General features: G+C 70.5%; 8 protein-coding genes. 5 read left to right on the forward strand and 3 right to left on the reverse strand.

Features of this window, described 5'->3' with window-relative positions; translation table 11 throughout:
- Position 1: 1 nt before the first annotated feature.
- Positions 2 to 775 carry an SDR family NAD(P)-dependent oxidoreductase gene (locus ACFWGJ_RS39005; RefSeq protein ID WP_387333700.1) on the reverse strand — a complete coding sequence of 258 codons (774 nt, stop codon included), beginning with the start codon at positions 773 to 775 and terminating at the stop codon, positions 2 to 4.
- Between the two features lie 9 nt (positions 776 to 784).
- Positions 785 to 1,456, reverse strand: coding sequence for an MOSC domain-containing protein (locus ACFWGJ_RS39010; protein ID WP_387333701.1), 672 nt, complete (start codon positions 1,454 to 1,456; stop codon positions 785 to 787).
- An 80-nt stretch (positions 1,457 to 1,536) separates the two neighbouring features.
- Between ACFWGJ_RS39010 and ACFWGJ_RS39015 the strand changes: the two genes are divergently transcribed.
- The gene (locus ACFWGJ_RS39015) at positions 1,537 to 2,451 is read left to right on the forward strand and encodes a LysR family transcriptional regulator (RefSeq protein WP_387333702.1); all 915 of its coding nucleotides are present in this window, start codon (positions 1,537 to 1,539) and stop codon (positions 2,449 to 2,451) included.
- A gap of 116 nt (positions 2,452 to 2,567) precedes the next feature.
- On the opposite strand, the gene ACFWGJ_RS39020 is transcribed toward ACFWGJ_RS39015, so the two are convergent.
- Positions 2,568 to 2,891, reverse strand: a complete 324-nt coding sequence (locus ACFWGJ_RS39020; RefSeq protein WP_107015686.1) for a WhiB family transcriptional regulator — start codon at positions 2,889 to 2,891, stop codon at positions 2,568 to 2,570.
- Positions 2,892 to 3,271: 380 nt separating this feature from the next.
- Here ACFWGJ_RS39020 and ACFWGJ_RS39025 point away from each other — a divergent pair, with 380 nt between their 5' ends.
- The 4 genes from ACFWGJ_RS39025 (at position 3,272) to ACFWGJ_RS39040 (ending at position 7,775) form a co-directional block, all read left to right on the forward strand.
- A complete protein-coding gene (locus ACFWGJ_RS39025; RefSeq protein WP_003948568.1) occupies positions 3,272 to 3,883 on the forward strand; it encodes a response regulator transcription factor in 612 nt (203 codons plus the stop codon).
- A 271-nt stretch (positions 3,884 to 4,154) separates the two neighbouring features.
- The gene (locus ACFWGJ_RS39030; RefSeq protein WP_387333703.1) at positions 4,155 to 4,742 is read left to right on the forward strand and encodes a sigma-70 family RNA polymerase sigma factor; all 588 of its coding nucleotides are present in this window, start codon (positions 4,155 to 4,157) and stop codon (positions 4,740 to 4,742) included.
- A 299-nt stretch (positions 4,743 to 5,041) separates the two neighbouring features.
- Positions 5,042 to 6,547, forward strand: a complete 1,506-nt coding sequence (gene guaB / locus ACFWGJ_RS39035; protein ID WP_107015688.1) for an IMP dehydrogenase — start codon at positions 5,042 to 5,044, stop codon at positions 6,545 to 6,547.
- Between the two features lie 103 nt (positions 6,548 to 6,650).
- Positions 6,651 to 7,775 (forward strand): GuaB3 family IMP dehydrogenase-related protein, encoded by a 1,125-nt coding sequence (locus ACFWGJ_RS39040; protein ID WP_107015689.1) that lies wholly within the window; start codon positions 6,651 to 6,653, stop codon positions 7,773 to 7,775.
- Positions 7,776 to 7,854: the final 79 nt, after the last annotated feature.

The raw sequence follows: 7,854 nt of genomic DNA on the forward strand, positions 1-7,854 counted from the left end.
CTCACTTCGGGCCGTACTTGCGGCCCGTCTTCGAGCTGATGCCGCTGAGCAGGCCCCGCGGGGTCACCTTCGCCACGCCCATCAGCGCCTTGTAGCGCGGGTCCGGGATCGACAGGGACTTGTCGCGGGCCAGGTCGGCGAGCGCGGCCGTGACCACCTTGTCGGCGTCCAGCCACATCCAGTTGGGGATGTCGTCCGTGCCCATCCCGGCCCGCTCGTGGAACTCGGTCCGCACGAAGCCGGGGCACAGCGCCATCAGCCGGACGCCGCTGCCCGCCAGGTCCTTCGCCACGCCCTGCGTGAACTGCACGACCCACGCCTTCGACGCCCCGTACGTGCCGCGCGGCAGGAACGCGGCCGTCGACGCCACGTTGACGACCCCGCCGCGTCCGCGCTCCCGCATGGCCTCGGCCGCCGCCGACGTGAGCCGGAGCACCGCCTCGCAGTGCACCTTGAGCATCTTCAGCTCGTCCGCCATCGGTACGTCCAGATACAGGCCCTTGTTGCCGAAGCCCGCGTTGTTGACGAGCAGGTCGACCGCGTGTTTGCGGTCCGCGACGCGGGCGGCCACCGCCTCGATGCCCTTGTCCGTCGCCAGGTCCGCCGTCAGCACCTCCGCCTCGATGCCGTGCCGGTCGTGCAGTTCCGTCGCCTGCTCGCCGAGCCGTTTGGTGTCACGCGCGACCAGCACGAGGTTGTGCCCGTCGGCGGCCAGCCGCCGTGCGAAGGCGGCACCGATGCCCGCTGTCGATCCCGTAATCAAAGCCGTTGTCATGGCCCAAGGTTAGTGACCGCCGTACTTCTCGACGTACCTCAGCGCCTTCTCCCGCGCCTCGGGGTGAAGGGCGTCGCCCGCCGCCAGCACCCGTGGCAGCAGCGTCCGTTCGAGCGTGACCGCGCGGAACTGGAGGGCGGCGGTGACCTCGTGGTCCGGCCGGTGCACGATCTCGATCGGATCGCCCGCCCGTATCTCCCCGGGTTCGATCACCCGCAGGTACGCGCCGGACGCCCCCTTCTGTGTGAACCGCCTGACCCAGCCCTTCTCGCCCAGGTGGCCCTGGAAGGTGAGGCAGGGGATCCGGCCGGACGTCACTTCGAGCACGACCTCGGAGCCGATGCGCCAGCGCTCCCCGATCCTCGCCCCCGACACGTCGACACCCTCGGTCGTGAGGTTCTCCCCGAACATCCCGCTGGACAGCGGGCGCCCCAGTTCGCGCTCCCAGTCGTCGAGGTCCTCGCGCGCGAAGGCGTACACCGCCTGGTCGTCGCCGCCGTGGTGGCGCAGCTCGCACACGGCGTCCCCGGCGAGACCGCTCCCGCCGACGCCCTTGGGCCCGGGCGCGGCGACCCGGACCGGCCCGTCCACCGGCCGCTTGTCGATCCCGGTCACGCCCTCGGCCTGGTCCGTGTAGTCGACGGCCCGGGGCCGCCCCAGATTCAGAGACAGAAGCTTCATGAAGGCACGCTAGGCGATCCGGGCCAAAAGCGTCGATGCGATATTCGTCGCCGTATCCAAGATTCGCTTATGCTCGAAGGGTGATCGAGGCCCGTCATCTACGCGTCCTGCGCGCCGTCTCCGCCACCGGCTCCTTCTCGGCGGCGGGGCGCGAACTGGGCTGCACCCAGCCCGCAGTCAGCCAGCAGATGAAGGCACTCGAAGCATCCGTCGGCACACCGCTGCTCATCCGCACCGGCCGTGAGATGCGGCTGACGCAGGCAGGCGAGGCCCTCGCGCGGCACGCGGCGGGCATCATCGCCGGGCTGACCGCCGCCGAGGAGGAGGTCGCCGCGATCGCGGGGCTGCGCGCGGGCCGGGTGCGCCTGGTGTCGTTCCCCAGCGGGAGCTCCACGCTCGTCCCGACGGCGCTCGCCGCCCTGCGCGCCGCCCACCCCGGCACCCGGGTCTCCCTGGAGGAGGCCGAGCCGCCGCGCTCCGTGGAGATGCTGCGCGAGGGCGACTGCGACGTGACCCTCGCCTTCCGTTACGAGGGCGCGGGCGCCGCGGCGGGCTCGGCGGGCTCGGAGGAGTGGGACGACCTGGTGGTCCGGCCGTTGCTCACGGACCGGCTCGTCGGTCTGGTCCCCGAGGGACACCGGCTGGCCCGGGCGGGCACGGTCGCCATCGGCGACCTCGCCGACGAGCCGTGGATCGCCGGCTGCCCGCGCTGCCGGGCCCAGCTGGTCGAGGTCTGCGAGAGCGCGGGCTTCACCCCGCGCATCGACTTCGCGACCGACGACTATCCGGCAGTGGTCGGTCTGGTCGGGGCGGGCCTCGGGGTCGCGGTCCTGCCCGAACTGGCCATCGAATCCGTACGCCCCAAAGGTGCACGCACAGTGACGGTGGAGCCCGCGCTGCGACGGGAGATCGTCGCGCTCACGCTGCCGGATCTGGCCCAGGTGCCCGCCGTGGCGGCCACCCTGGACCAGTTGGCCAGGGCCGCCGCCCGCTGAACCCGGTTCCACGGGACCAGGTTTCGCGGGGTCCTGCCTTCAGGGGACGCGGGGTATGCCGTGGGGGACGTGAAGAAGGGGCACACGCGCGCGTGTCGGTCCGGAGAAACGTTCCTTCAGTGGTGTGACGGGTCGCCTCCGCTCGACGCGGAGACCAGGCGGTTGCGCGCCCGCCCCATGAGTTCCTCGCGCTCGTCCTCGGTCAGGCCGCCCCACACGCCGTACGGCTCGCGCACCGCCAGCGCGTGCGCGGCGCACTCCGCTCGCACCGGGCACCTCATGCAGACCTCTTTGGCCGAGTTCTCACGAGCGCTCCGTGCCGCACCGCGCTCGCCCTCGGGGTGGAAGAAGAGCGAGCTGTCGACCCCGCGGCACGCCGCGAGGAGCTGCCAGTCCCACAGATCCGCGTTCGGTCCGGGAAGGCGGGAGAAATCTGCCATTGCTGTGTCCCCTTGTAGCCGTTTTGGTCGGTTACGTGCCCATCACCGTACATCTACGATCTAAGGAGATGAAAATATGACTCATTGCGAATCTAGCCCCAGACACTAATAAATGGAACGAAAAGCGGCTGAATGGGGCATAGCTTGTGATGAAACCTTGAGGGTCTGCCGCACGTGTCTGCACCGTGTCCGCGCCCTCACGTAGAGTGCCGAACGTGGCTCACCGCCCCGTAACTCTTTCGAGTGACCGTCGTTGAGTGTGCGAGGCGGTTGAAGGAACAAACGCTCGGGCAAGCGTCCGAGTCGGTCGACCGCACAGGTGACGATTTCGTACCAGCCTGGAGGCCCAAGGTGACGCGCATCAGCTGCGGAGGACGGCCATGACATCCGTCCTCGTCTGCGACGACTCCCCGCTTGCCCGAGAGGCGCTCCGCCGTGCGGTGGCGACCGTGCCCGGCGTAGAGCGCGTGACCACGGCGGCCAACGGCGAGGAAGTCCTCCGCCGCTGGGGTGCCGACCGTTCGGACCTGATTCTGATGGACGTACGCATGCCCGGTCTGGGCGGCGTGGAGACGGTCCGGCGGCTGCTGTCCGCCGACCCCGGTGCGCGCATCATCATGCTCACCGTGGCCGAGGACCTGGACGGTGTCGCCCTCGCGGTCGCCGCCGGTGCCCGCGGCTATCTCCACAAGGACGCCTCCCGCGCGGAGCTGCGGGCGACCGTCACCCAGGCCCTCGCCGACCCGACCTGGCGGCTCGCGCCGCGCAGACTGCGGTCGGCCGAGATGGGTGCGGCGCCTACGCTCACCGCGCGTGAGATCCAGGTCCTGGAGGGCATGAGCCACGGCCGGTCGAACGCGGAGATCGGCCGCGAGCTGTTCCTCTCCGAGGACACGGTCAAGACGCACGCCCGCCGGCTCTTCAAGAAGCTCGGCGCCTCGGACCGCGCGCACGCGGTGGCGCTCGGATTCCGGTGGGGCCTGGTCCGCTAGGTGAACCGCCGCGGGGGCACGGGTTTCCCCGCCTGCCGAAGGGCGGGCGGGGCCGGGCCCGCCAGAGCATGGAACGGGGCCGTTCGGGCACCCGATCCCCGTTTCCCGGCGGATGCCGCATCCTTGAGGTGTGGAGTTCCTCGGGAACAAGTCGGTCGAGCGGGAGGGGAGGGCGCAGGAGATGAGTTCCGGCGCACCTGCTCATAACGCTTCGGTGCACAACTACGGACGCGGTGCCACGGAACGAACGACGCCAAGGCACCATGGACCGATGCGTGACGACGAGGCTGCCAATGCCCATGGGGCGATTGGTGCGCTCGTCCACCGCGCGGTCGAGGGCGACGAGCAGGCCACGCACGACCTGCTCGCCCATGTCCACCCGCTCGCCATCCGCTACTGCCGTACGCGGCTGTCCCGGCTTCCGGGTGACGCGCGGCACTTCGTGGAGGACCTGGCGCAGGAGGTCTGCGTGGCGGTGCTGCTCGCACTGCCGCGCTACAAGGACACCGGGCGCCCCTTCGAGGCCTTCGTCTTCGCCATCGCCGGTCACAAGGTGGCCGACCTGCAGCGGGCCGCGATGCGCCATCCCGGTTCGACGGCCGTGCCGTCGGACGAGATGCCCGAGCGGCCGGACGACTCCCTCGGCCCCGAGGAGCGCGCCCTGCTCAGCAGCGACGCCGCGTGGGCGAAGAAACTCATGGCCAACCTCCCCGAGAACCAGCGGGAGCTTCTGCTGCTGAGGATCGCGGTGGGCCTCACGGCCGAGGAGACCGGACAGATGTTGGGAATGTCACCCGGCGCGGTCCGGGTGGCCCAGCACCGGGCGCTCAGCCGCCTGCGGGCCCTGGCGGAGCAGTAGCGGCTTCCCCTTCGGGAGCCCGCTTCACCTGGACTCGGGACCGCGTTCACGGGGATTCCGGGCCGCGCCCGGGGGCGTGCGGCTCATGGCGGGGGCGGGTTCTTCCGCCGGTACGCGGCGGTACTCATCGGTACGCACTCATCGGTACGTATGGAGGCGGGCGGCACGCTGAACAGGGCGGCCGTCCGGCCCGTAGGAACCTACAAGGCCCAGGGGCGCTCCCGGCCGTGGAATGAGAGAGCCATGCTTCCCGTTAGCATGGACATCCGCACCGATCAAGGCCATTTGGGGAAGGTGTCATGACTGCAAACGTCGACGGAGTGCCCGAGAAATTCGCGACGCTCGGGCTGACCTACGACGACGTGCTGCTGCTGCCGGGCGCGTCGGAAGTGCTGCCCAACGCGGTCGACACCTCGTCCCGCATCTCCCGCAACGTACGCGTGAACATCCCGCTGCTCTCTGCGGCCATGGACAAGGTCACCGAGTCCCGGATGGCGATCGCCATGGCCCGCCAGGGCGGCGTCGGCGTGCTGCACCGGAACCTCTCCATCGAGGACCAGGTCAACCAGGTCGACCTCGTGAAGCGCTCCGAGTCCGGCATGGTCACCGACCCGATCACGGTGCACCCGGACGCGACGCTGGGCGAGGCCGACGCGCTGTGCGCGAAGTTCCGCATCAGCGGCGTCCCCGTCACCGACGGCAACGGCAAGCTGCTCGGCATCGTCACCAACCGCGACATGGCCTTCGAGACCGACCGCTCCCGTCAGGTGCGCGAGGTCATGACCCCGATGCCGCTCGTCACCGGCAAGGTCGGCATCTCCGGGACCGACGCCATGGAGCTGCTGCGCCGCCACAAGATCGAGAAGCTTCCGCTGGTCGACGACGCGGGCATCCTCAAGGGCCTCATCACGGTCAAGGACTTCGTCAAGGCCGAGAAGTACCCGAACGCGGCGAAGGACGCCGAGGGCCGCCTCCTCGTGGGCGCCGCCGTGGGCGCGAGCCCCGAGGCCCTTGAGCGGGCGCAGGCGCTCGCCGAGGCGGGGGTGGACTTCCTGATCGTCGACACCTCGCACGGGCACAACAGCAACGCCCTCAACTGGATGGCGAAGATCAAGTCGAGCGTCGGCGTCGATGTGATCGGCGGCAACGTGGCCACCCGCGACGGCGCCCAGGCGCTGATCGACGCCGGTGTCGACGGCGTCAAGGTGGGCGTGGGCCCCGGCTCCATCTGTACGACCCGCGTGGTCGCCGGTATCGGCGTGCCGCAGGTCACCGCCATCTACGAGGCCGCCCTCGCGGCCCGCTCCGCCGGTGTCCCGGTGATCGGGGACGGTGGACTGCAGTACTCCGGAGACATCGGCAAGGCACTGGCCGCCGGCGCCGACACGGTCATGCTCGGCAGCCTTCTCGCCGGCTGCGAGGAGTCGCCCGGCGAGCTGCAGTTCATCAACGGCAAGCAGTTCAAGTCGTACCGCGGGATGGGCTCCCTCGGTGCCATGCAGTCCCGCGGCCAGGGCAGGTCGTACTCCAAGGACCGCTACTTCCAGGCCGAGGTCGCCTCCGACGACAAGCTCGTCCCCGAGGGCATCGAGGGCCAGGTGCCCTACCGCGGCCCGCTCGCCAACGTGCTGCACCAGCTCGTCGGCGGTCTGCGCCAGACCATGGGCTATGTGGGCGCCGCCTCCATCGACGAGATGGAGACCAAGGGCCGCTTCGTACGGATCACGTCGGCGGGCCTCAAGGAGAGCCACCCGCACGACATCCAGATGACGGTCGAGGCACCGAACTACAGCCGCGGCCAGTAACGGCACCACGGTCGGGGGCGGTCTCGGGGACTCCGGGACCGCCCCCGCCGCATGTGTCGGGGATACTGGAACGCGCAGAACCGAAGAGGGAAAGGCCACACACGTGACTGAGATCGAGATCGGGCGCGGCAAGCGCGGCCGCCGGGCGTACGCCTTCGACGACATCGCCGTCGTCCCGAGCCGCCGTACGCGCGACCCGAAGGAGGTCTCGATCGCCTGGCAGATCGACGCCTACCGCTTCGAGCTGCCGTTCCTGGCGGCTCCCATGGACTCGGTGGTCTCCCCGGCGACCGCCATCCGCATCGGGGAGCTGGGCGGTCTCGGCGTCCTCAACCTCGAAGGCCTGTGGACGCGGCACGAGGACCCGCAGTCGCTCCTCGACGAGATCGTGGAGCTGGACGCGGAGACCGCGACCCGCCGCCTCCAGGAGATCTACGCGGCTCCCATCAAGGAGGAGCTGATCGGGCTGCGCATCAAGGAGGTGCGCGACTCGGGCGTGGTCACCGCCGCCGCGCTCTCGCCGCAGCGCACCGCCCAGTTCTCCAAGGCCGTCGTGGACGCGGGCGTCGACATCTTCGTCATCCGCGGTACGACCGTCTCGGCGGAGCACGTCTCCGGCGCCTCCGAGCCGCTGAACCTGAAGCAGTTCATCTACGAGCTGGACGTCCCGGTCATCGTCGGCGGCTGCGCCACGTACACGGCGGCGCTGCACCTGATGCGTACCGGCGCCGCCGGTGTGCTGGTGGGCTTCGGCGGCGGCGCCGCGCACACCACGCGCAACGTGCTCGGCATCCAGGTCCCGATGGCCACCGCCGTCGCGGACGTGGCCGCCGCCCGCCGCGACTACATGGACGAGTCCGGCGGCCGGTACGTGCACGTGATCGCGGACGGCGGGGTCGGCTGGTCCGGCGACCTGCCCAAGGCCATCGCCTGCGGCGCCGACTCGGTGATGATGGGCTCCCCGCTCGCCCGCGCGACGGACGCGCCCGGCCGCGGCCACCACTGGGGCATGGAGGCCGTCAACGAGGAGCTGCCGCGCGGCAAGAAGGTCGACCTCGGCACCGTCGGCACCATCGAGGAGGTCCTGCTGGGCCCCTCGCACACCCCCGACGGCTCCATGAACTTCTTCGGCGCCCTGCGCCGCGCGATGGCCACGACCGGCTACAGCGAACTGAAGGAGTTCCAGCGCGTCGAGGTCACGGTGGCGGACTCCCAGCACAAGCGGTGACACCGCGCCCGGCTTGAGCGGCGGTCGCTTGAGCGGATGTCGTTTGAGCGAACGGAAGGGGCCCGGCCACTTGATGGCC

The sequence above is a fragment of the Streptomyces sp. NPDC060205 genome, assembly GCF_042728395.1.
In the GTDB taxonomy this organism is placed as follows: domain Bacteria; phylum Actinomycetota; class Actinomycetes; order Streptomycetales; family Streptomycetaceae; genus Streptomyces.